Origin of the sequence: Microbispora sp. CA-135349 (assembly GCF_050947365.1) — a bacterium.
Lineage (GTDB): Bacteria > Actinomycetota > Actinomycetes > Streptosporangiales > Streptosporangiaceae > Microbispora.
Window position 1 is genome coordinate 1508411 of record NZ_CP192001.1, and the last position, 21525, is coordinate 1529935.

The following is a 21525-nucleotide window of genomic DNA, read 5'->3' on the forward strand; positions in this document are numbered from 1 at the left end:
GGGCGGCCCCGGGGCCGATAGCCTGGGTGGGTGCCCGACTCGCCGTACACCGATCTCGATCGGCCCCCGCTGTCCGAGGCCGCGCTGACCAGGGCTCTGGTGCGCCCCGGCTCGCTGTGGTCGTCCGTACGCGTCGTCGAGCGGACCGGTTCGACCAACGCCGACCTGGCCAGGACCGTGCGCGAGAGCCCGGCCGAGGGCGCCGTGCTGGTCGCGGAGTCGCAGTCCGCGGGCCGCGGCCGGCTCGGGCGGCCCTGGACCGCGCCGTCACGCTCGGGGCTGACGTTCTCGATGCTGCTGCGGCCGGAGGTGCCGCTCGCCCGGCAGGGCTGGCTGGCGCTGCTGGTCGGCCTCGCCGCCGCTTCGGCCGTACGCCGGATCGCGGAGGTCGACGTGCGGCTCAAGTGGCCCAACGACCTCATGGTGGGGGAGCGCAAGCTCGCCGGGATCCTGGCCGAGCGGGTGGACCGCGCGGTGGTCGTCGGCATGGGGCTCAACGTCTCGCTGCGGCCGGAGGAACTGCCCGTGGAACGGGCCACATCCCTCGTGATCGAGGACGCCGCCTGCGTCGACCGCGACCCGCTGCTGCGCGCCATCCTGCGGGAGGTCGAGTCGCACTACCGGGAGTGGACGGCCGCCGGCGGCGACGCGGACGCCGCGGGCCTGCGCGCCGCCTACCTCGCGTGGTCGTCCACGATCGGCCAGGAGGTCAGGATCGACCTGCCAGGCGAGCGGGTGCTGACCGGTCTGGCGACCGGCGTCGACGCGTCCGGTCACCTGCTCGTGCGCGCCGGGGACGGAGAACACGCGCTCAGTGCGGGCGACGTGGTCCACGTCCGCCGGGGGCCGTCCCCGGAGCCGGGCCCGCCTCGCTGATCCACGGTCGTGTCCGGCAGATCACGCCCTGCCGCGCGTGGCCCCGGCGGCGCCACCTGGACCGGCGCTCGCGACGGCGGCATCCGCCGGACACTCCCACCGCATGCAATCGACCGGCGATCGTGTCACGATTTGCGCCATGGGTCTCCCCGATCAATATCTGGCTGACGGCGAGCGGATCGTTCTATCGTTCCATCCGCACTGGAAGCGGCTGGTCCTGCCGGTCCTCGCCCTCATCGTCGTGCTGGCCGCCGCCGTCGCGGCCTTCATCTTCATTCCCGGCGACTACGAGTACGCGGGGTACGCCCGCGGCGCGGTGGCCGTGGTCGCCTTCGTGGCCCTGGTCCTGTGGACGATCATCCCGTACCTGCGCTGGGCGACGACCTCCTACACGCTGACCTCGCACCGCTTCGCCATCAGCACCGGAGTCCTCAACAAGTCGGAGGACGACATCCCGCTGGCCAAGGTGAGCAGCGTGAGCTCCGACCAGCGGCTCATGGAACGCGTTCTGGGATGCGGCACGCTGCGGGTCGAGTCGGCCTCCGAGAAGGGCGACATCGACTACCAGGACATCCCCCAGATCCAGCGCGTACGGCACGAGCTGTTCCGGCTGGTGGAGGACGCCGCAGACGGGAACATCGACGGAGACTGAGCGCGACGTGGCCCCTGGGCCGTCCGGCCGAGCGGGCCCGGACACGACGAGGAAGCAGGACACGGGGAGGGGGACGTGGACACAGGCGGGCGCCCCGGCGCCGACGATATGCGGCAGCTGTTCCTGGGGCCGCCACCGGCCTACACGCGACGGCAGGTGGCCGAGGCGGCGGGCATCCCGCAGGACCTGGCGGCGAGGATCTGGCGGGCCCTCGGTTTCGCCACGTTCGCCGACGACGCCGTGGCGTTCACCGCGGCCGACCTGGCGGCCCTGCACCGCATCCGCGACCTGCTCGACGCGGAGATGCTCGACGAGCGGACCGTCATCCGCATGGCGAGGGCCCTCGGCCGTACGACCGCGCGGCTCGCCCAGTGGCAGGCCGAGATCATGGTCGACGCGCTGATCGAGCCCGGGGCGCGGGCGGGAGAGGACACGCTGCGGCAGGTGATGGACACGGTCAGCCGCCTGCTGCCGGACTTCGAGCAGACGCTCGTGCACGTCTGGCGCTCCCAGCTCGCCGCGACCGCGAGCCGGCTGGTCTCCCTCGCCGAGCCCGGCGAGGACGTCGCGCCGACCCGGCCGAGGCTCGCGGTCGGGTTCGCCGACCTCGTCGCCTTCACCCGCGTGTCCCGGGAGCTGGACGAACTGGCGCTGGCCGACCTGGTCGAGGGGTTCGAGTCGCGGGCCTCCGACGTGATCGCCGCCCATGACGGGCGGCTGGTCAAGACGCTCGGCGACGAGGTGCTCTTCACCGCGGCCGACCCGAGGACCGCGGCCCTCATCGCGCTCGACCTGCTCGACGAGCTCAAGCGGGACGCCGAGGGGCCCGACGTGCGGGTGGGGCTCGCGTACGGGCCGGTGCTGCCGGCGATGGGCGACGTGTTCGGCACGACGGTCAACCTGGCGGCGCGGCTGACGGCCATCGCCCGGCCGGGCACGATCCTCGCCGACAGCGAGCTGGCCGCGGGCCTCGCCGAGGCGCCCGGCGTCGACCTGGTCAAACTCCGCCGCCGCCCCGCCAGGGGGCTCGGCGTGGTGGAGCCGTATGTTCTGAGGAGATCCAGCCGAGAAAGGTGAGGTGCGGGACATGCCGTACGAAGTCCAGGGCGTGGTGGCGCGCGGCAAGGGAGAGGCGGTGACGCTGGAGACGGTCGTCGTGCCGGACCCCGGGCCCGGCGAGGCGGTCGTCAACGTGCAGGCCTGCGGCGTCTGCCACACCGACCTCCACTATCGGGAGGGCGGCATCAACGACGACTTCCCGTTCCTGCTGGGGCACGAGGCCGCGGGCGTCGTCGAGGCGGTCGGCGAGGGCGTGACCGAGGTCGAGCCGGGCGACTACGTGATCCTCAACTGGCGCGCGGTGTGCGGGCAGTGCCGCGCCTGCCTGCGTGGCCGTCCGTGGTACTGCTTCAACACCCACAACGCCGCGCAGAAGATGACCCTGGCCGACGGCACCGCGCTCAGCCCGGCGCTCGGCATCGGGGCCTTCCTGGAGAAGACCCTCGTGGCGGCCGGGCAGTGCACGAAGGTCAACCCCGCGGCCAAGCCGGCCGTCGCCGGCCTGCTCGGCTGCGGCGTGATGGCCGGTCTCGGGGCCGCGATCAACACCGGCGGCGTGACCCGGGGCGACACGGTCGCGGTGATCGGCTGCGGCGGCGTGGGCAACGCGGCCATCGTGGGCGCGCACCTCGCCGGAGCCCGGACGATCGTCGCGGTCGACGTGGACGACCGCAAGCTCGAGTGGGCCCGCGGCTTCGGCGCCACCCACACGGTCAACTCGCGCGAGGCCGACCCCGTGGAGGCCATCCGCGACCTCACCGGCGGGTTCGGCGCGGACGTCGTGATCGAGGCGGTGGGCCGTCCGGAGACGTACAAGCAGGCCTTCTACGCCCGCGACCTGGCCGGGACCGTCGTGCTCGTCGGCGTGCCGACCCCGGAGATGCAGCTCGAACTGCCGCTGCTCGACGTCTTCGGCCGCGGCGGCGCGCTCAAGTCCTCCTGGTACGGCGACTGCCTGCCCAGCCGTGACTTCCCCATGCTGATCGACCTCTACCTGCAGGGCAGGCTCGACCTCGACGGGTTCGTCTCCGAGACCATCGGCCTCGACCAGGTCGAGGAGGCGTTCGGCAAGATGCACCGCGGGGAGGTGCTGCGGTCGGTCGTCGTGCTCTGACCTGCCGGGAAGCCCGGGGAGGGGGCGGTGCCGCGCGGAGCGGCGCCGCCCCCTTTTGTGTCCCGGGTCACGTAGGCAAGCCTTACCAAAGTGGGTTATGTTAGGTATGCCTTACCTTCCAGAAGATCCCTGAGAGGCGACCCATGTACGTCTGCATCTGCCGCGCCGTCACCGAGAGCGAGGTGCACGACTGCATCGCCGACGGGGCGAGGACGGCTCGCCAGGTGCGGGACGTCACCGGTGCAGGGGGGGACTGCGCGTCCTGCGTCCGAAAGATCTGTGCGATCCTGAAACGGTCAGAGGACCTGGTCACCAGCGCATAGATCGAGGAAGCTTATGCAGGGCGACAAAGAGATCATCGCGCTGCTCAACGAGCAGCTCACCTCCGAGTTGACCGCCATCAACCAGTACTTCCTGCACGCGAAGCTGCAGGAGAACTGGGGGTATACGAAGCTCGCCGCCATCACGCGGGCGGAGTCGATCGACGAGATGCGGCACGCGGAGGAACTCACCGACCGGATTCTGTTCCTCGAAGGTCTGCCGAACTATCAGAAGCTCAACACCCTGCACATCGGCCAGACCGTCAAAGAGCAGCTTCAGGCCGACCTGGAGCTGGAGCTGGGCGTGATCAAGCGGCTGCGCCCGGGGATCGCCCTCATGCGGGAGCGGGGAGACATCACCTCGGCCACGCTCTTCGAGCGCATCCTGGCCGACGAGGAGCACCACGTCGACTACCTGGAGACCGAGCTGGGCCTTCTGGACAGCCTGGGCGAGCAGCTCTACCTCCAGCGGTACGCGGAGCCGCCGTCGTCCTCCTGAGGCCGTCGCTTCCCGCGCTCGTGGGAAGGCTCACGCGAATTCAGATGGACAACGCCCGCCGTCATCGTTTCGGCGGGCGTTTTTTATACCCTCATCCGCTTTCCTGTAACGATGTTCTGAATGGTCGAAAATAGGGTAGAAGATCGCGTCGCTTGCGTGCTGACTATCCCGGATTTATCAGTGTTTGCCCAGGTCAATTGATGAGTCAACGACAAGTCAAAAGGCGCGCTGTAGCCGGGAAACGATCGCACAAGGTCCTACGATCGCACCATGACCTGCGTACTTCTCGCCGAGGATGACACCTCGATTTCCGAGCCACTGGCGCGCGCCCTGCGCCGGGAGGGCTATCAGGTGGAGGTGAGCCCCGATGGCCCGCAGGCCCTGGAGAGGGCCTTGTCGGGGGGCGTCGACCTGATTGTTCTCGACCTCGGCCTTCCAGAGATGGACGGGCTGGAGGTCGCTCGCCGCATTCGCGCGGAGGGACACGGGACTCCGGTCCTGATCCTCACCGCCCGCGTCGACGAAGTCGACACCGTCGTCGGCCTCGACGCCGGGGCCGACGACTACGTGACCAAGCCGTTCCGCCTGGCAGAACTGCTCGCCCGCGTGCGGGCCCTGCTCAGGCGCGGCACATCGGAGACCCCGGTGGTGCAAGGCGTCCGCATCGACGCCGACTCCCGCCGGGCCTGGATGGGAGACAAGGAACTGCACCTGACCACCAAGGAATTCGACCTGCTGCGCGTGCTCGTACGTGACGCGGGCAAGGTCGTCACCCGCGAGCAGATCATGCGCGAGGTGTGGGACACGAACTGGTGGGGGTCGACGAAGACACTGGACATGCACATCTCGTGGCTGCGCCGAAAGCTCGGCGACGACGCGGCCAAGCCGCGCTACATCACGACAGTCCGAGGAGTCGGCTTCCGATTCGAGCGCGAGTAACCGTCGTGGGGCGGTTGCGGGGGAGGGGCTAGCACGTGCGCCGGCGCCTGCTTTCCTCCATGCTGCTCGTCGCGGTCATCGCGGTCCTGCTGTTAGGCGTGCCCCTGGGCGTGGTCGTCGTGCGCTTGATCAACGACGAGGTCGCCCAGGAGCTCAGGACGGACGCGAACCGCCTGCTGCTCGGAGTGGAGTACTCCGTCAGCCAGGGCCAGGAGATCAGTCCGGACCAGCTCGCGCGGAACTACCCGGACCGGTATCTCCAGGTGTTCGTCCGCGGGAATCCGCCGATCGTCGTGGGCTCGCCTCCGCCGGCGGGCCGCGACCTGACCGAGGAGGCGCGCTCCGAGAACGGTTACGTACGCGTCAGCCGCGACTCGGCTCAGATCCACCAGGACACCCAGGCGCGGCTGGTGCTCATAATCGCGCTCGCGGTCGTGGCACTCGGAGCCGCGATCGGACTGGCCACCGTCACCTCGCGTCGCCTGAGCCTGCCGCTCCAAGATCTCACCAGGATCGCGGAGCGGCTGGGCTCGGGCGACGCCAGGCCGAGCAGGCACCGCTACGGCATCCCGGAGCTGGATCTCGTGGCCGAGGTCCTCGACCGCAGCGCGCTGCGGATCTCCGACCTGCTCGCCCGGGAGCGAGAGTTCGCGACCGACGCATCCCACCAGCTGCGTACGCCGCTGACCGGGCTGAGCATGCGCCTGGAGGAGATCGTCGCGGCGGCCGACGAGCCCGAGGTGGTCCGCGAGGAGGGCGAGGCGGCGATCGTGCAGGTCGAGCGGCTGACGGCGGTGATCGACGAACTGCTGGCCGCAGCCCGCAGGCAGCGGCACGCCCAGGCGGAGCCGATCGACGTGGACGACGTGCTGGGGCAGCAGATCGTCGAGTGGGAGCCCGCGTTCCGGCGCGCTCACCGGTCGCTGGTGCTGGCGGGCGACCGCGGCCTGCGCGCCTTCGGCACGACCGGCGGGCTCAGCCAGGTGCTGTCCACCCTGCTGGAGAACTCCCTCAAGCACGGCGACGGCGTGCTGACGATCAACACATCGAGTACGGGCAGGTCTGTGGTGATCGAGGTGGCCGACGAGGGGCCGGGCATTCCGGAGGCCCTCGGCCACCGGGTTTTCGAGCGGAGCGTCAGCGGAGGGGGCGGCACGGGCCTGGGGCTCACCCTCGCCCGCGCCCTGGTGGCGGCCGACGGCGGGCGGCTGGAGCTGGTCAAGCGGTGCCCGGCGACCTTCGCGATCTTCTTACGCCACACCCGCGACAACGACCGTCACCGCGTGGTGAGCGGCCCCGCCTGACGGGGTGCCGTTCAGCGGGTGGCGAGGGGGTCGGCCTGTGCCTTCACCTCGGGGTGGGGCCGCGCGCCGGCCTCCTCGGCCAGTTCGGGAGTCGCCAGGAACACCCACTTCTTGTACGACCAGAGGCGGAACAGCGTGCCGATCACCAGGCCGACGAGCTGGGCGACGTTGTAGCTCAGCGTGTCGTGCAGGCCCAGGGTGTAGGTCCTGAACCCGATGGCGATCAGTGAGGGCAGCAGGCCGATGCCGTTCAGCAGGAAGAACAGGACGTACTCGCGTGCCAGGCCGCTCTGCTGACGGTGGCGGTAGGTCCAGAAGCGGTTGCCCGCGTAGGCGAACGTCGCGGCGACGACGGTGGAGATGACCTTCGAGATGATCGGGCCCAGGCCGACGCCGAACGTCAGCAGGTTGGCGCCGCCGTAGTCGATGACGAACGCGATCGCGCCGATCGTGCCGAACTTGAGCAACTCGTGGATGAGCGCGGCGAACCGCTCGTAGGCGCTTCGTAGAAGTTGCACGTCCCGCACGGTCCTTCCTGTTCAGCGGCCATGGTCGGCGGCGAGGTCTTCTCAGGCTACCGGTAGCAAGCACAAATCGGGGTCTTGCCGCAACCCTGACCCGCTTCGCCGCAGGTCACCAAAGAACATTTCAAGAAAAATCCTGCTATGCGGGATGGCTGGGCGCTCTTCGCACTACGCTCTCGCCCGACCAGGATCACTTCGCTTCGGGGGGGCCTGCTCTGGAGGGGTGGCCTTTCAACGTGTTGCGGAGACTCACGACCCTCGGTCTCGGCCTCGTCCTGCTCGCGGGGTGTGGGACCGAGGGCGTACGCGGGATCCCGGCCGATCCCGGCGCCACGTCCCCGGAGACGACCGAGATCACGATGGCCGACGCCCAGGCGGCCTTCGACAGCCTGAGCGACCTCGCCGACGCCTGGAAGGACGAGGACTGCGCCAAGGTCGGGCAGCTCACGACGGGGGTCGAGAGCACCGTGGGCCGCCGCGTGTGCGCGGCCGCGCCCGGTTCTTCCGGCCCCCGGACCATCGGATCTCACGGAAGATTTCAATCCGCGAGGGGCCTTCGCGGATGGGGTGATCCGGAGTTTCTGCTGCCCGCCCGGCAGGACGGCGATGACGGCGCCTGGTTCGCTGTGCTGGCCGGAAAGCCCAGGCCCGCCTACTTCGTCTTCGTACGGGCGGACGGCCGGTGGCGGCTCGGCGCCGGGCCGATCCCGGTCGTGGGCAAGGCGCCCCCGGCGATGGACGGCGTGGAGGGCGAGGTGACCGACGCCGCGGCCGATCCGGGCGCGGCCGTCGGGGCGCGGCTCGCGCCCACCCGGCACGTGGCGTTCCTGACCGATCCCGCGGGGGTGAACGGAAAAGGGGTCAGCGGGGTGCGCTTCGCCTCCGGCGACCCCATGCGCGGCCTTCTCACGGAACTGGTCGGCGCCCCCGGCAGGGCCCGCCCCGATCACCTGTCCACGGACGTGCGTATCGAGGGACCGGCCCGCGCGCTCGCGCTGCCCCGCGGGGGGTCGCTGGTGTTCCACGCGCTGCGCGTCGTCTTCAGCCAGAGGCCGGGCTCGGGCCGTTCCTCCCTCGCCCATCCCCGGTATCGGGCCGCCGACGTACGCGCGTTCACCGGCGGCACATCCGCGACCGTCACCGGCAGCGAGGTCCTGATGCTGGCCACCGAGGTGTCCGAGGACAACACGATGACGACCGTGGGTCTGCGGCGGGTCCTCGCGGACATCGGCGAGGGCGCCGACGGGGGCTCCGGCTGACGGGGTTTGCGGCGCGACTGGGTAGGCTTACGTGCCGTGAACAGCCCGAACGTTCCCCCCTCCAAGCCCGTGACCGCCCCAGTTGTGGGCATGGTCGGCGCGGGCCAGCTCGCGAGGATGACGCAGCAGGCCGCGATCGCGCTCGGCGTCGACCTTCGCGTGCTCGCCGGCGCCCGTGACGAGAGCGCCGCCAAGGTCATCGTGGACACCCACCTCGGCGACTACCGCGACCTCGCCGCCCTGCGGGAGTTCGCCAAGGGGTGCGACGCCCTCACCTTCGACCACGAGCACGTGCCGACCGAGCACATCCGGGCTCTGGCCGCGGACGGATACGCCGTACACCCCGGGGCCGACGCGCTCGTCCACGCGCAGGACAAGGCGGTGATGCGCGAGCGGCTCACCGCGATCGGCGCGCCCTGCCCGGCCTGGGCCAGGGTCGGCGACCTGGCCGGCGTCGAGGCGTTCGCCGAGGAGCACGGCTGGCCGGTGGTGCTGAAGGCGGTGCGCGGCGGCTACGACGGCCGGGGCGTGTGGGTCTGCTCGTCCCCCGACGAGGCACGTGAGGTTCTCGCCACCGGCGTGGACCTGCTGGCCGAGGCGTTCGTCCCGTTCGAGCGGGAGGTCGCCGTGCTGGTCGCCCGGTCCCCGCACGGCCAGGGCGTCAGCTACCCGGTCGTGGAGACCGTGCAGAAGGACGGCATCTGCGTCGAGGTCATCGCGCCCGCGCCGGGCCTGAGCGAGGAGGAGACGGCGCACGCCCAGCGGGTCGCGCTCACGATCGCGCGCGACCTCGGCGTGACCGGGCTCCTCGCGGTCGAGATGTTCGTCACGAAGACCGGGCTCGTGGTCAACGAACTGGCCATGCGCCCGCACAACAGCGGCCACTGGACGATCGAGGGCGCCCGCACCTCGCAGTTCGAGCAGCACCTGCGGGCCGTGCTCGACCTGCCGCTCGGGTCGCCGTCGATGACCGCGCCGGTCGTCGTCATGGCCAACCTGCTGGGTGGTCCCGACCCCGACGTGTACTCCCGGTATGAGCACGTGATGGCCAACGACCCGGGCATCAAGATTCACTTCTACGGCAAGGACGTCCGGCCCGGCCGGAAGATCGGGCACGTCACCGCCCTCGGGACCGACCTCGACGAGGTGCGGGCCCGCGCTCACCACGCCGTCACCTGCCTGAGAGGACCTGTGGATGCCTGACGCCGGGCCTGATGTCGGAATCGTCATGGGGAGCGACTCGGACTGGCCGGTGATGCGCCAGGCCGCCGAGGCGGTCGCGGAGTTCGGCGTGTCCTTCGAGGCCGACGTGGTGTCGGCGCACCGCATGCCCGCCGAAATGATCGACTACGGCTCCCGCGCCGCCGGGCGCGGCCTGAAGGTGATCATCGCAGGGGCCGGCGGCGCCGCCCACCTGCCGGGCATGCTGGCCTCGGTCACGCCGCTGCCCGTGATCGGGGTCCCGGTGCCGCTCAAGTATCTGGACGGCATGGACTCGCTGCTGTCGATCGTCCAGATGCCGGCCGGCGTACCCGTGGCGACCGTCGCCGTCGGCGGGGCCCGCAACGCGGGACTGCTCGCCGTACGGATCCTGGCCGCGTCGGACGAGAGGCTGCGGCGGCGGATGGAGGAGTTCCAGGCCGCCCTGCGCGACCAGGCGCACGCCAAGGGCGAGCGGCTGCGCGCCGAAGCGGCCCAGCTCGGTCAGTAGGCCGGCAGGCCAGGAGGGACTCGGCCCCCGATCAGGGGCGGCCGAGGGCGTGGTAGTCCCAGCCGGCGTCCCGCCAGGTCTCCGGGTCGAGCGCGTTGCGGCCGTCGACGATCGTGCGCGTCGCGACGGCCGCTCCCAGCTCCTCGGGGTCGAGGAGGACGAACTCCTGCCACTCGGTGAGCAGCAGCACCACGTCGGCCTCGCGGGCGGCCTCCAGGGCCGACTCGGCGTACCCGAGGTGGGGGTGGGCCGCCCGCGCGTTGGGCAGGGCGACCGGGTCGTAGACCGTGACCTGCCCGCCCTGCTCGGCGATCTTCACCGCCACGTCGAGCGCCGGCGAGTCGCGGATGTCGTCGGAGTTGGGTTTGAACGCCGCTCCCAGCACCGCGACCCTACGGCCGTCGAACGCCCCGCCCAGCAGGTCGCGGGCGAGGTCGGCGGTCCGGGTGCGGCGCCGCAGGTTGATCTCGTCGACCTCGCGCAGGAAGGCGAGCGCCCGGTCGGCGCCCAGCTCGTCGGCCCTGGCCGTGAACGCCCTGATGTCCTTCGGCAGGCAGCCGCCGCCGAAGCCGAGGCCGGGGTTGAGGTACCTGCCGCCGATTCTCTCGTCGTACGACAGTGCCTGTGCCAGCTGGGTGACATCGCCGCCGGCGGCCTCGCAGACCTCGGCCATGGCGTTGATGAAGGAGATCTTCGTGGCCAGGAACGCGTTCGCGGCCGACTTCACCAGCTCGGCGGTGGGAAAGTCGGTCACCACGATCGGGACCTCGCCCAGGGGCGCGTAGACGTCCCGCAGCACCTTCTCGGCCCGCTCCGAGACGACCCCCAGCACGATCCGGTCGGGCCGGAGCGTGTCCTGCACCGCGAAGCCCTCACGCAGGAACTCGGGGTTCCAGGCCAGCTCGACCTGCATGCCGGCGGGCGAGAGCCGTACGAGCTTGTCGGCGAGGCGCTCGGCGGTGCCGACCGGCACCGTGGACTTGCCCACGACCAGGCACTCGCGGTCGAGGTGGGGAGCCAGGGAGTCGACGACCGCGTCGAGGTAGGAGACGTCGGCGGCGTACCCGCCCTTCTTCTGGGGGGTGCCCACACAGATGAAGTGGACGTCGCCGAACTTCGCCGCCTCCTCGTAGGAGGTGGTGAAGCGCAGCCTGCCCGAGTCGAGGTTGCGGCGGAGGAGCTCCTGCAGACCGGGCTCGTGGATCGGCAGCTCGCCGCGCCGTAGCTGCTCGATCTTGCCTTGGTCCACGTCCAGACCGAGCACTTCGAAGCCCAGTTCGGCCATGCACGCCGCGTGCGTAGCACCCAGATATCCGGTCCCCAGCACGGTGAGGCGGTACGGCACGGCATGCTCCCCTCTTACCGACTCTTTGTGATCTGGCATGGTACCGGCCCAACCAACTGCCCAGTGAACCACCTGGGCAAACCGGCACCCTGGCCCCCACGGTACGGGTCCGGGGCCCTACGGTCGACGCCAGGACATCACTTCCTCACCCCTGTCAGGGTGATGCGTCAGGGGAGGCGTCGTACTGACTGGTAACTTTCTATTCGGACGTCCTAGTATCGCGCTATGAGCTTCCCTCTCTACGCCCCAGCTGAGGAGCACGAGATGCTCCGCGAGACGGTCCGGGCCCTCGCCGACGAGAAGATCGCCCCGCGTGCCGCGGCGGCCGACGAGAACGAGGAGTTCCCCTGGGAGGTCTACAAGGACCTCGTCGCCGCCGACCTGCATGCCGTCCACATCCCCGAGCCGTACGGCGGGGCGGGTGCCGACGCGCTCGCGACCGTGATCGTGATCGAGGAGGTCGCCCGCGCGTGCGCCTCGTCCTCGCTGATCCCGGCTGTCAACAAGCTGGGCACCGTGCCGCTGCTGCTGTCGGCGTCCGAGGAGCTCAAGCGGCGCTACCTGACGCCGGTCGCGCGGGGGGAGGCCATGTTCTCCTACGCCCTGAGCGAGCCGGAGGCGGGCTCGGACGCCGCCTCGATGAAGACCAGGGCCGAGCGGGACGGCGACCACTACGTGCTGAACGGCACCAAGATGTGGATCACCAACGCGGGCGTGTCGGAGTACTACACGGTCATGGCCGTGACCGACCCGGCGGCCGGCGCCCGGGGCATCTCCGCCTTCGTCGTGGAGAAGGACGACGAGGGCGTCTCGTTCGGGCCCAAGGAGAAGAAGCTCGGCATCAAGGGCTCGCCCACCCGCCAGGTCATCCTGGAGAACGTCCGGATCCCGGCGTCGCGCATGATCGGCGAGCCGGGCACCGGGTTCAAGACCGCCCTGGCCACGCTCGACCACACCCGCGTCACGATCGCCGCGCAGGCGCTCGGCATCGCCCAGGGCGCGCTCGACTACGCCGTCGGGTACGTCAAGGAGCGCAAGCAGTTCGGCAGGCCGATCGCCGACTTCCAGGGCCTGCAGTTCATGCTCGCCGACATGGCGATGAAGCTGGAGGCCGCCCGGCAGCTCACCTACGCCGCCGCCGCCAAGTCGGAGCTGGCCATGAACGGCACCCCGGTCAAGGACCTCACGTTCTTCTCCAGCGCCGCCAAGTGCGCCGCCTCCGACGCCGCCATGGAGATCACCACCGACGCGGTGCAGCTCCTCGGGGGGTACGGCTACACGCGCGACTTCCCCGTCGAACGCATGATGCGTGACGCCAAGATCACCCAGATCTACGAGGGCACCAACCAGATCCAGCGCATGGTCATGGCCCGCCAGCTCCTCAAGTAGCCCCTGACCAGCGCAAACCCCGCCTGTCGTATATGGGAGGCGGGGTTCGCTGTGTCCTGACAGGGCTTCTGAACGATCGCTGTTCCGTCCCTGTTCCGTCAGAGAGGGTGCGGTCCCCAGGCCGGATTCGTGGGCTGCGTGCAACTTTCAGGCTGTCCTCCCGAACCGCGGCCGGGTCGTTGCGGGGCGGCCAAGGCTTGACCGGGAGACGCCCCAAGTCAGGGGGACCGGGTTTCTTCGGTTCCGCCTGGCCGCCCGCCTCCGCGCGACTGCGGCGCCTTGACTCGGGTGAAGCGTCCGGTCAGGCTCCTCGATTGTCGACCGGTGGATCGATTGACGGGAGCGTCGGCGATGGGTGTTCAACGGCGGCGGAAGCTGCGATCGGCCACGACGTTCGGCGTAGCGGTGTCCTTCGTGGCGGGGACATTGACCGCCCAGGCGGCCCTGAACCCGGCTGCGGCGGCAGCGGGTCCCACGTTGTCGGTGGACCTGTCCGCCGCCCGGCACGCGATCAGCCCGGACATCTACGGCATGAACGGCGCCGACCCGGCGTTCGCCGCCGAGATCGGCCTGCCGGTGGCGCGCTGGGGCGGCAACGCGAGCACGCGGTACAACTTCAAGAACCACACCTACAACACGGGAAGCGACTGGTACTTCGAGAACATCGTCGCCGGGCCCGACAACACGGTCGAGGCGTTCGTCAAGACCAACCGGGACCGCGGCACCAAACAGGTCGTCACCGTGCCGATGAGCGGGTGGGTGGCCAAGGACTCGCCCGCCGAGCATCCGTTCGCCTGCGGATTCCCTGCCAGCCGGTTCCCCGCTCAGGACGGATTCGACCAGTGGGACGCCGGCTGCGGCAACGGCAGGCTCAACAACGCGAACCTCACCGGGGCGGTGCCCGAGGACACCTCGATCCCGGTGGACGCCTCATTCGACGGCGAGATGGTGTCGCATCTGGTGAGCCAGTTCGGTAGGGCGGCGCGCGGCGGCGTGTCGATCTACGAGCTCGACAACGAGCCGGTGTTGTGGAACTCCACGCATCGCGACGTGCACCCCGAGGCGGTCTCGTACGACGAGCTGGGCGGCAAGAGCACCGCGACCGCCGCGGCCATCAAGGCCGCCGACCCGAGCGCGGCCGTGCTCGGCCCGTCCGGCTGGGGATACTGCGAGTGGGTCGCGTCCGGGGTGGACGGCTGTGCGCCGGGCGCCGACGCGGCCGCGCACGGCGGGCTCAACCTGTCGCAGTGGTTCCTGAAGAACATGAAGGACTACAGCGACGCGCACGGCCGCAAGCGCATGCTCGACTACTTCGACCAGCACTACTACCCGCAGATCAACGGCGGCAAGGACCCTGAGTCCAACGCGTGGCGGCTGCGGTCCACGCGTTCGCTGTGGGACCCGACGTACGTCGAGGAGTCCTGGATCGGCCCCACGGGCGTGAACGCGCCGCCGCTGCAGTTCATCCGCAAGATGAAGGAGTGGGTCGCGCAGTACTACCCCGGCACGAAGACCGCGATCACCGAGTACAACTGGGGCGCGCTGGACGACATCAACGGCGCCCTGGCGCAGGCCGACGTTCTCGGCATCTTCGGTCGTGAGGGTCTCGACCTCGCGACCATCTGGGGCGAACCCCAGCCGACGCAGCCCGGCGCCTACGCGTTCCGGATGTATCGCAACTATGACGGCGCGGGGAGCCGGTTCGGCGACGTGAGCGTGTCGGCGGCCAGCAGCGATCAAGGGCAGCTTGCGGTGTACGGGGCGCAGCGCTCGCGCGACAAGGCGCTGACCCTGATGGTCATCAACAAGACCGGCGGTGAGCTGACCTCACCGTTGTCGATCGCCGGACTGCACGGCAACGCCAAGGCACAGCGATTCACCTACGGCCCGGCCGATCTCAGCTCGATCGTGCGCGGTGACGATCTCCTGGTGCACCAGGGCCGGGTCACTGCGACGTACCCGGCTAACTCGATCACCCTGCTGGTCGTACCGGGGCATCGGCGTTGATGGTTCCCGGGAGGGAGCGGCCCTGGCCGGCCGACCCCTCCCGGCCTGGACGGTGATCACCTCGCGGCGAGAGTTTCCAGCGGCAGGATCTCCGCGAAGACCTGGTCACCTTCAAGTAGCCCTTGAGCAGCGAAAACCCCACCTCCCGTAAAGGGGGGCGGGGTTCGCTGTATCCGCTGTGGCGTTAGACGTTCAGGTCGGGACGTTGGCGCATGCGCCCGTCCGTGCCGAGTTCAAGGACCGTGTCGATTCCGATCCGTTCGAGGAACGTGAAATCGTGGCTGACGACGAGGAGGGCTCCGCGGTAGGCGTCGAGTGCCTCTGCGAGTTGCTCGACGCTGGCGATGTCGAGGTTGTTGGTGGGCTCGTCGAGGATCAGCAGCTGGGCGGGCGGCTCAGCCAGAAGGAGCTTCGCGAGCGAGACACGGAAGCGTTCGCCGCCCGAGAGGGTCCTGACCGGACGGTCGGCGCTGTCCCCACGAAGCAGCAGACGGGCGAGCTGGTTGCGGATCGTTCCGGCCGTCGTGCCGGGAGCGACCGACTGCACGTTCGCCATGGCGCTCGCGCCTTCGTCGAGTCCGTCGAGGCGCTGGGGCAGGTAGCCGATCAGATCGGTCAGGAGTCTCCCGTGTGCTCGGCCGGGAGCCGGCGTTCCGCCGTGGACGAGCTGTTCGACCAATGTCGACTTGCCGGCCCCGTTCGGCCCGACGAGGGCGACTCGCTCGGGTCCTTGGATGACCACGGTGCGGTCGTCGTCGTGGAGCTCGGCCAGGCGGCGGCCACGCGGGACATCAGGGTCGGGAAGCGTGAGGTTGATGTGCTCGTCCTCGCGGACGCGTGCGTCGGCGGCGTTCACGGCGGCCTGGGCGGCCTGGACCTTGTCGTCGAGGGTGGAGCGCAGCGATCCGGCGGATGCCTGCGCCTTGCTGGCCCGGTTGCCGGCCAGGATCTTCGGGATGCCTCCGTCCTTCTGCGTCTTCTTGGCGGTGCGCTCCCTGCGGGCGAGTTTGGTCTCGGCCTCGACCCGCTGGCGTTTCTCGACCTTGAGCGCCTGCTGGGCCGAACGAGCGGCCTGAACGGCGGCGGCCTGCTCGTGTTCCAGGTGCTCCTTCCAGGCGCTGTAGGGGCCACCGAAGGTGTCGAGGTTCCCGGCGTAGAGCTCGGAGGTGTTCTCCATGTGCTCCAGCAGTTCGAGGTCGTGGCTGACGACGACGAGGGTCCCGGGCCATTCGTCCACGAACTCGGCGAGCTTGGCTCGAGTGGGCCGGTCAAGGTTGTTGGTCGGCTCGTCGAGCAGCGTGATCGGAGTGCGGCGGATGCGCAGGCCGGTGATGGCGATGAGCATCGCTTCTCCGCCGGAGACTTCGGCGATCCGACGGTCCAGATCCGCGGCGGTGAAACCGATCTGGTGCAGCGCCTCGTCGGCTCGAGCCTCGATGTCCCAGTCGTCGCCGATGGTGTCGAAGTGCCGCTCGTCGACGTCGCCGGCCTCGATCGCTCTCAGCGCTGCGAGGATGCCGTCGATGCCGAGGAGCCCGGCGATGGTCGTCTCCTGGCGGAGGGTGAGCGTCTGCGGCAGGTAGCCGACCTCGCCGATGGTGTCGATCTGGCCGGCTGTCGGGGTCAGGATTCCGGCGATCAGTCGCAGCAGGGTCGACTTCCCGGCGCCGTTGCGGCCGATCAGGCCTGTGCGGCCGGTCGTGAACGTGCCGTTGACGCCGGAGAGCGCGACGCTGCCGTCGGGCCATTCGAACGTCAGGTCGCGGAGGGTGATAGCGGACTTAGTGGACATTATTGGTGGTTCTCTTCTCTCTGCCCATCACCGAGGGACGGATGTGATGGGGATCAGTGCTCACGACGAGGCGATCAGCCGCCGGAATGCGAGCTGACAGGGGCAACCGGCCCCTGGCCAGGTGTCAGTGCGGCAACGGAGTCGATCCCGGCAACGGGGAAGCCCGCCGACATGCGACAGCGGGCGGGTCCGCTGCCGGAGCGGAGAGAAGCCGGAGAGACGGCGAGATCGACATCACACGCGTTCGCGAGCACAGACTCGTGACCGAGGTCGGTGCGGTGCGAACGTGCCGGTGAGGTTCACAGAGGAAGGTCAACGCCATGAACTGGCGGACCAATGGCCCTGCAGGGAGTGAACAGTCGTCACCGATGAGGGAGCGATGCTCCTCGCAGGTGAAAGCCACCGGCAGTTCGGTGGCTAGATTCTGTCGACCTCAATCTCCATGGCCCGGATCCTATCAGTTGTGAGGGTCCTCCCGTTTCCTGCCACGGCAGGAGGCCGGCCTGACGAAGTCGCTGTTGGGGAACGGCTTCCCGCGCCGTCCTCGTGGTCGGCGCAGCGACGCCGTCTCTGGCCGTGGAGCTCTGGTTGTCCCGGCGGCGTCCCGCGATGCTGCCGGTGCCCGGCAGACAGGAGGCTGTCGTCACCCTGGCCTTCGCCGATTAGCTCACATCAGAAGATTTCGGGGCAAATGTGATCCCAATGTCATAAAGATCCGACATCGTGGAGGGGTGCGAACGTGGCTCGGTGATCAGGTGAGGAAACGGCTGGGCACGTTCGGCCTGATCGGGCCCTCCATCGTGCAGTGTGCCGTGGGCGCCGCGCTGGCCTGGATCGCCGCCGTTCATCTGCTCGGCCACGCCCACCCCCTCTTCGCACCCATCTCTGTGATGATCTGCGTGGGTGTGGGGCACGCGCAGCGGCTGCGCAGGCTGGCCGAGCTGGTGGTCGGCGTCAGTCTGGGGGTGGGCGTCGGCGACCTGCTGGTGTCCTGGATCGGCTCGGGCCCCTGGCAGCTGGCGCTCGTGATCGCGCTGGCGATGGCCGTCGCGGGGTTGTTGAACAGCAGCGAGCTGTTCGTGTCGCAGGTCGGGTCGTCCGCGGTGCTGGTCGCCATGCTGGTGCCGGGCGAGGACGGCGGCGGGCTTGACCGGATGGCCGACGCGCTCACCGGTGGCATCGTCGGCATCGTCGCGGTCGCCTTGCTGCCCGCCAGTCCTCTCACCATCGCGGGCAAACATCTGTCCGGCGTACTGGACGCCTTCTCCACCGTGCTGGAACAGGCGGCGGAGGCCATCGAGAAGGGCGATATGGACCTGGCGGCCGAGGCGCTGGAGTGCGGACGCAAAACCCAGACCGCGGTCGAGGAGTTCACGGCGGCGCTGGAGAACAGCAAGGAGATCATCAGGATCTCGCCGCTGCGCCGGCACCACCGGGCCAGGCTGGCCAGATATCAGACCGCCGCCCTACCGGTGGACCTGGCGCTGCGCAACGCACGCGTGCTGGTCCGCCGCACGCTCGCGGCGATGGGGGAGCCGAGCCCGCCGCCGGTGGCGCTGGCGGAGTTGCTGCGCGAAGTCTCGGAGGCGGCGCTGCTGCTCCAGCTCGAACTGGGGGCCGGGCGCGAACCGACGTTGGCCAGGCAGGCCCTGCTCGCCGTCGCCGCGCGGGAGCGGCCCAAGACCCTGGGCTTCTCGGCGAACGTCATCATCGCGCAGCTGCGCTCCATCGCCGTCGACCTGCTCGAGGCGACCGGGATGGATCACGACGAGGCCTCGGCGACGCTGACCCCACTGAACGAGCTGAGCGACGAGAGCATGCGCGGCTGAGGCCGAACGCCCTGCCCGCCGTCATCCTCTACTCTGCGAGGGCGTTCACCCGTGCCTCAGTATCTTCACGAGCAGCGGGATCCGAGCAGCGCCGGGTGCTGTGGCGGCTCCCATAGCGACTTCACCGCGTCGTCCCGGGAGTAGCGGCGCTTGGCCGCTCATCGGGGATGTGGTCAAGGGGGCGGGCAGGCGTCGTGGCAGCCGCCGAAGCGCTCGGTCTCCGGCCGGACGAACCGGGTCTCCTGCGTTCCGCGCAGCGCCTCGGTCATCGCCTTCTTCCAGATCAGGCCGGGAATCGACGTGCCGTCCACATGCGCGTAGTGGCGGCCGCCGATGGTGACGTCCACCATCGGGTGCCGTAGCGGGCCACGAGAGTCGCCGAGGCTGACGGCCGAGGCCAGGCCGGGGGTGTAACCGGCGAACCAGGCGGTGCGGGAGGCGTCGCCCATGCCGGGCATGCCCGCCGCCTCGCGGCCGACGCCCTTGAGCGGGCTCCTCGCCAGGACGTCCGACAACACTCCGGTGACGGCGTCGGCGACCGCCGGGTCCAGGACCTGCGCGCAGTGCGGTGCGAAGGAGCGGGTGGCACCGGAGCCGTCGCGGATTTCGGCGATCACCCTCGGCTCGCAGAAGCGGCCGCGGGCGGCGAGGCTCGCGTACGAGTTGGCCACCGAGATGGGATCGACCTCGTTGAAGCCCAGTGCGAACGTCTCGAATTCCCGGAGCGGTTCCTCGCCGGCGCTCCTGAGGCCGAGCCGCTCGGCCGTCTTGACGGTCTCGCACAGGCCGACCTTCTCCTGTAACCGCATGTAGAAGGTGTTCACCGCGTCCCGGGTGCCCGACCGCAGGGTGACAAACCGGATCCCGCCCTCCTTCCGGTTGTGCACGACCGCCCTCATATCGCCGACCGCCCGGCCCGCACAGTCCTTGAACGCCGAGAGGCGGGGGGCGCGGTATTCGTCCGCGACGACGAAGCCGTCCTCGTACCGCAGCCCTGCGGCGAGCGCGGCGGTCAGGGCGTAGGGCATCGCCGTCGTGCCCTGCGCGAAGGCCGGCCCGTCGGCGGAATCGAGGTTGGTGGCCATCGCCCTGACGGCGCCCTCGCCGGGAACGATCATGACTTGGGCGGTGAGCTGCGGATCGTCGCGATGGACGTAGGCGTCGACGGCCCGCTGCGCGGCCCGCTGGAGCCGCGGGTCGATCGTGGTCCGGATCGTCAGGCCGTCGCGGGTGAGCAGTTGCGGGTCCTCGGCGAGAAGTTGCTTCCTGACCTGACGGCAGAGATAGGGATGTCCGCTGCCCGCGCAGTCGCCGGAGAACTCCTCGATGACGGTGCCGTCGACATCCAGCAACACGCTCTTCCGGGCCGCCGCAGGGGAAGCGGAGGCCGCGGAGGAAACGGAGGCCGCGCCGGTGGAACTTGACGCCACGCGCTCCTCATTCGCACCGCCGTCCGGCGCCGTCCGCAATAACAGGAGGACCGCGACAAACGCCCCCGCCGCGGCGGCGCCCAGGAGTGCGAGCATTGTCTTCATCGTTGCCCTTCGGGTGCACCTTTCTGAGAGATGATCCGGGAACGGCTGAGTTCAGACAACTGGCCGGAAAGACGACATCGGCCCGCGGACGCCGGCCGGGGTGATCCGGCAAGCGAGATTTCCCCGCATGAGGATCTTGTGAGCGCGTTGCGGGTGGGATAAAAGTGATAACGACATCACCGACCCTTGTGGGGTTGGTCGACGCCATCACGGGGATCGCGACGGTTTGTGGATGCCTATGGCCATCTGCGGCGACTTTCTAGGTCGTGGCGGCCGAACCGGCATCCATGAAAGTCATGTTCGCCCGAGCGTCACACGGGGAAACGGGCACGGGCCATCTCGGCGGGGAAGCATCCTGGCGGCTATGGGGACAGTTCACGCCTGCTCGCTTCGGTGAAGTTGACGACGACAGGTGTGCCGACAGCGGCTCGGAGCTGCTCTATAGTGGGATTTTCATGATCAAAATGATCATAGCGGACAGTCAGCCGATATTTCGAGAAGGGTTGCGTGCCGTCCTCGCCGCCGACTCCCATATCGCGATCGCGGGCGAGGCGTCCTCGGGGGAGGAGGTCGTCGTCCGGGCGAGGGAGTTGCGGCCCGACGTCGTATTGATGGATCTGCGGATGTCACCCGGAGGCGGCGCCGACACTGTCGCACGCATCCTGGACGACCGCCCTGAGACGCGGGTGGTGGTCTTGACCGGTGCCGCGGATGATCGGGACATCTTCGGGGCGATCGCGGCAGGAGCGTCCGGCTACCTGTTGAAAGAGACCAGCGCCATCGAACTGCTCGCGGCGATTTCCACGGTCGTCGAGGGAGGCACGGTTCTCGCTCCGCCGGTGGCCACGAAACTCGTGTCCAGGATGAGCATGCCGGACATACAACCCCTGACTCCTCGCGAGGCGGAGGTTCTTTCTCTGGTGGCGAAGGGGCTGTCGAACGCCGAGATCGGACGGTCACTGATCATAGGTGAAAGCACCGTGAAGACGCATTTGAATCGCATCTTCGGCAAGCTCGACGTCTCCGGCCGGACGGCGGCGGTCACCACTGCGATGAGGTGGGGCTTGATCGAGTCTTCGGCCGGTTGATTCCCGGCGATATCGAGCATGCCGCGGTGCCGTCCGGAAGGTGACGGCGGTGCCGGGTCACCAGTGCGTACACGACGATCGCCGGCCATGACACGGGCGGGTGCGCCTGGGGCCAGGCGAAAGCGCCCGCCGCAAGGCGCGGAGCGAAGTGGGGCAGAAACCGCAGTCGCTTCGAGCGGTCATGCTCGTTGATTCCGGCTCCGGCGAGGGAACGTCGGTCATCGCGTCGAGCACCGGCCGAAGCGATTCAGTGCACCGAAACCCGAGCGGCCCCGCCGGCTTC

General features: G+C 69.6%; 19 protein-coding genes. 15 read left to right on the forward strand and 4 right to left on the reverse strand.

The window, feature by feature from the left end; genetic code table 11:
* The first annotated feature begins 30 nt into the window (after positions 1 to 30).
* From ACQPZZ_RS07435 to ACQPZZ_RS07470, 8 genes are all read left to right on the forward strand, one after another.
* A complete protein-coding gene (locus tag ACQPZZ_RS07435) occupies positions 31 to 876 on the forward strand; it encodes a biotin--[acetyl-CoA-carboxylase] ligase (RefSeq protein WP_432930139.1) in 846 nt (281 codons plus the stop codon).
* 139 nt (positions 877 to 1015) lie between these two features.
* Positions 1016 to 1528, forward strand: coding sequence for a PH domain-containing protein (locus ACQPZZ_RS07440; protein WP_432930142.1), 513 nt, complete (start codon positions 1016 to 1018; stop codon positions 1526 to 1528).
* Between the two features lie 75 nt (positions 1529 to 1603).
* Positions 1604 to 2605 carry an adenylate/guanylate cyclase domain-containing protein gene (locus ACQPZZ_RS07445; RefSeq protein ID WP_432930144.1) on the forward strand — a complete coding sequence of 334 codons (1002 nt, stop codon included), beginning with the start codon at positions 1604 to 1606 and terminating at the stop codon, positions 2603 to 2605.
* Between the two features lie 10 nt (positions 2606 to 2615).
* On the forward strand, positions 2616 to 3701 hold the full coding sequence (locus tag ACQPZZ_RS07450) for an S-(hydroxymethyl)mycothiol dehydrogenase (protein ID WP_432930146.1): 1086 nt from the start codon (positions 2616 to 2618) through the stop codon (positions 3699 to 3701).
* 143 nt (positions 3702 to 3844) lie between these two features.
* Positions 3845 to 4024, forward strand: coding sequence for a (2Fe-2S)-binding protein (locus tag ACQPZZ_RS07455; protein WP_030509437.1), 180 nt, complete (start codon positions 3845 to 3847; stop codon positions 4022 to 4024).
* A 13-nt stretch (positions 4025 to 4037) separates the two neighbouring features.
* A complete protein-coding gene (gene bfr, locus ACQPZZ_RS07460) occupies positions 4038 to 4520 on the forward strand; it encodes a bacterioferritin (protein ID WP_363639677.1) in 483 nt (160 codons plus the stop codon).
* Positions 4521 to 4790: 270 nt separating this feature from the next.
* Entirely contained in the window at positions 4791 to 5459 is a 669-nt protein-coding gene (locus ACQPZZ_RS07465; protein WP_030451323.1) for a response regulator transcription factor, read from the forward strand.
* A 35-nt stretch (positions 5460 to 5494) separates the two neighbouring features.
* On the forward strand, positions 5495 to 6763 hold the full coding sequence (locus ACQPZZ_RS07470) for an ATP-binding protein (RefSeq protein ID WP_363639679.1): 1269 nt from the start codon (positions 5495 to 5497) through the stop codon (positions 6761 to 6763).
* Positions 6764 to 6774: 11 nt separating this feature from the next.
* Here the strand turns inward: ACQPZZ_RS07470 and ACQPZZ_RS07475 are convergent, their stop codons facing one another.
* Complete coding sequence (locus ACQPZZ_RS07475) at positions 6775 to 7281, reverse strand: GtrA family protein (RefSeq protein WP_363639681.1); 507 nt, start codon at positions 7279 to 7281, stop codon at positions 6775 to 6777.
* Between the two features lie 242 nt (positions 7282 to 7523).
* Between ACQPZZ_RS07475 and ACQPZZ_RS07480 the strand changes: the two genes are divergently transcribed.
* From ACQPZZ_RS07480 to purE, 3 genes are read left to right on the forward strand one after another with little or no spacing between them, the layout of a single operon-like run.
* A complete protein-coding gene (locus tag ACQPZZ_RS07480; RefSeq protein WP_432930150.1) occupies positions 7524 to 8546 on the forward strand; it encodes a hypothetical protein in 1023 nt (340 codons plus the stop codon).
* A gap of 36 nt (positions 8547 to 8582) precedes the next feature.
* Positions 8583 to 9749, forward strand: a complete 1167-nt coding sequence (locus ACQPZZ_RS07485) for a 5-(carboxyamino)imidazole ribonucleotide synthase (protein ID WP_432930152.1) — start codon at positions 8583 to 8585, stop codon at positions 9747 to 9749.
* On the forward strand, positions 9742 to 10257 hold the full coding sequence (purE, locus tag ACQPZZ_RS07490; protein ID WP_363639687.1) for a 5-(carboxyamino)imidazole ribonucleotide mutase: 516 nt from the start codon (positions 9742 to 9744) through the stop codon (positions 10255 to 10257). Before ACQPZZ_RS07485 ends, purE begins: the two co-directional genes overlap by 8 nt.
* Positions 10258 to 10288: 31 nt before the next feature.
* On the opposite strand, the gene ACQPZZ_RS07495 is transcribed toward purE, so the two are convergent.
* Entirely contained in the window at positions 10289 to 11602 is a 1314-nt protein-coding gene (locus ACQPZZ_RS07495; RefSeq protein WP_432930155.1) for a UDP-glucose dehydrogenase family protein, read from the reverse strand.
* Positions 11603 to 11827: 225 nt separating this feature from the next.
* Between ACQPZZ_RS07495 and ACQPZZ_RS07500 the strand changes: the two genes are divergently transcribed.
* Entirely contained in the window at positions 11828 to 12991 is a 1164-nt protein-coding gene (locus ACQPZZ_RS07500) for an acyl-CoA dehydrogenase family protein (RefSeq protein WP_363639691.1), read from the forward strand.
* Between the two features lie 351 nt (positions 12992 to 13342).
* Positions 13343 to 14998: a glycoside hydrolase family 44 protein gene (locus ACQPZZ_RS07505; protein WP_432930157.1), complete on the forward strand. Its 1656-nt coding sequence runs from the start codon at positions 13343 to 13345 to the stop codon at positions 14996 to 14998.
* Positions 14999 to 15182: 184 nt separating this feature from the next.
* On the opposite strand, the gene ACQPZZ_RS07510 is transcribed toward ACQPZZ_RS07505, so the two are convergent.
* Positions 15183 to 16790, reverse strand: a complete 1608-nt coding sequence (locus tag ACQPZZ_RS07510; protein WP_432930159.1) for an ABC-F family ATP-binding cassette domain-containing protein — start codon at positions 16788 to 16790, stop codon at positions 15183 to 15185.
* Between the two features lie 731 nt (positions 16791 to 17521).
* On the opposite strand from ACQPZZ_RS07510, the gene ACQPZZ_RS07515 reads away from it, so the two are divergent.
* Positions 17522 to 18619 carry an FUSC family protein gene (locus ACQPZZ_RS07515; protein WP_432930161.1) on the forward strand — a complete coding sequence of 366 codons (1098 nt, stop codon included), beginning with the start codon at positions 17522 to 17524 and terminating at the stop codon, positions 18617 to 18619.
* A 173-nt stretch (positions 18620 to 18792) separates the two neighbouring features.
* On the opposite strand, the gene ACQPZZ_RS07520 is transcribed toward ACQPZZ_RS07515, so the two are convergent.
* Entirely contained in the window at positions 18793 to 20049 is a 1257-nt protein-coding gene (locus ACQPZZ_RS07520; RefSeq protein ID WP_432930163.1) for a hypothetical protein, read from the reverse strand.
* A 371-nt stretch (positions 20050 to 20420) separates the two neighbouring features.
* Here ACQPZZ_RS07520 and ACQPZZ_RS07525 point away from each other — a divergent pair, with 371 nt between their 5' ends.
* On the forward strand, positions 20421 to 21242 hold the full coding sequence (locus tag ACQPZZ_RS07525) for a response regulator (RefSeq protein WP_432930165.1): 822 nt from the start codon (positions 20421 to 20423) through the stop codon (positions 21240 to 21242).
* Positions 21243 to 21525 lie beyond the last annotated feature (283 nt).

Excerpts from the sequence above, each read along its gene's own strand:
- ACQPZZ_RS07440 (WP_432930142.1), top strand. The coding sequence starts at position 1,016 with ATGGGTCTCCCCGATCAATATCTGGCTGACGGCGAGCGGATCGTTCTA.
- purE (WP_363639687.1), top strand. The coding sequence starts at position 9,742 with ATGCCTGACGCCGGGCCTGATGTCGGAATCGTCATGGGGAGCGACTCG.
- bfr (WP_363639677.1), top strand. The coding sequence starts at position 4,038 with ATGCAGGGCGACAAAGAGATCATCGCGCTGCTCAACGAGCAGCTCACC.
- ACQPZZ_RS07450 (WP_432930146.1), top strand. The coding sequence starts at position 2,616 with ATGCCGTACGAAGTCCAGGGCGTGGTGGCGCGCGGCAAGGGAGAGGCG.
- ACQPZZ_RS07455 (WP_030509437.1), top strand. The coding sequence starts at position 3,845 with ATGTACGTCTGCATCTGCCGCGCCGTCACCGAGAGCGAGGTGCACGAC.
- ACQPZZ_RS07465 (WP_030451323.1), top strand. The coding sequence starts at position 4,791 with ATGACCTGCGTACTTCTCGCCGAGGATGACACCTCGATTTCCGAGCCA.
- ACQPZZ_RS07505 (WP_432930157.1), top strand. The coding sequence starts at position 13,343 with ATGGGTGTTCAACGGCGGCGGAAGCTGCGATCGGCCACGACGTTCGGC.
- ACQPZZ_RS07500 (WP_363639691.1), top strand. The coding sequence starts at position 11,828 with ATGAGCTTCCCTCTCTACGCCCCAGCTGAGGAGCACGAGATGCTCCGC.
- ACQPZZ_RS07510 (WP_432930159.1), bottom strand. The coding sequence starts at position 16,790 with ATGTCCACTAAGTCCGCTATCACCCTCCGCGACCTGACGTTCGAATGG.